The 706-nt window shown below is 64.2% G+C and carries 1 protein-coding gene; it reads left to right on the top strand.

Features of this window, described 5'->3' with window-relative positions; all coding sequences use genetic code 11:
- Positions 1–289: 289 nt before the first annotated feature.
- Positions 290–706 (top strand): response regulator transcription factor (locus ACLD7X_RS17565; RefSeq protein WP_411424979.1); only part of this gene is annotated, 417 nt, incomplete at its 3' end.

Here is a 706-nt window from a genome sequence, read left to right as displayed (position 1 = left end):
CTGAGCAAGCCCTATCGCCGCAAGGACCTGGCGCGAAAAGTCCGCGAGGCGATCGAGGTTGCAGCCACGGCCATGCCGTTGGCCCCGCCTGCAAACGGAGGGTGACCACTCGACACCGCCCGACCAACCGTTATACGACCCAAAAGTTCCAAAAGGAGATTGATTGCCCCTCCGCCCGTCTTCCGGCACCGATCATCGCAACAGGGTATGCGTTCTGTTTTCCGGTTACTCGTTTCCATCCTGATCGACCGGGGAACGCGGCACCGCCCCAACACCAAGGTGATCCGTGATGAAGCCCAGAGTCCTTGCGATCGACGATGTTCCCGAGATCCTCGACCTTGTCCGTCAGTCCCTGTCGAACGAGGGGTTCGAGGTGCAGACCAGCACGTCGATGACCGATTATCGCACGCGGTTCGACCAGGACAGTTTCGATGTCTACCTGATCGACGTCTCGCTGCCCGACGGCAACGGCTTTGCGCTGGTGCAGGAACTGAGTCAGCGCACGACAAGCGGCATCATCCTTCTGACCGGCCGCGCAAGCGAGACCGACCAGGTCGTCGGGCTGGAGATCGGCGCCGACGACTACATCACCAAGCCGTTCCGCCTGAGGGAACTGGCCGCGCGGGTCCGGGCCGTCCACCGTCGCACTGCCGAGGCGCTGGCCGCACGCCCGCGCTCCGTGGATGCGCCCGCGCCGCCCGAGAGC

Source organism: Aphanothece microscopica RSMan92 (genome assembly GCF_046613545.2).
Lineage (GTDB): Bacteria > Cyanobacteriota > Cyanobacteriia > PCC-6307 > Cyanobiaceae > NIES-981.
This window is presented reverse-complemented; position numbering and strand designations above follow the sequence as displayed.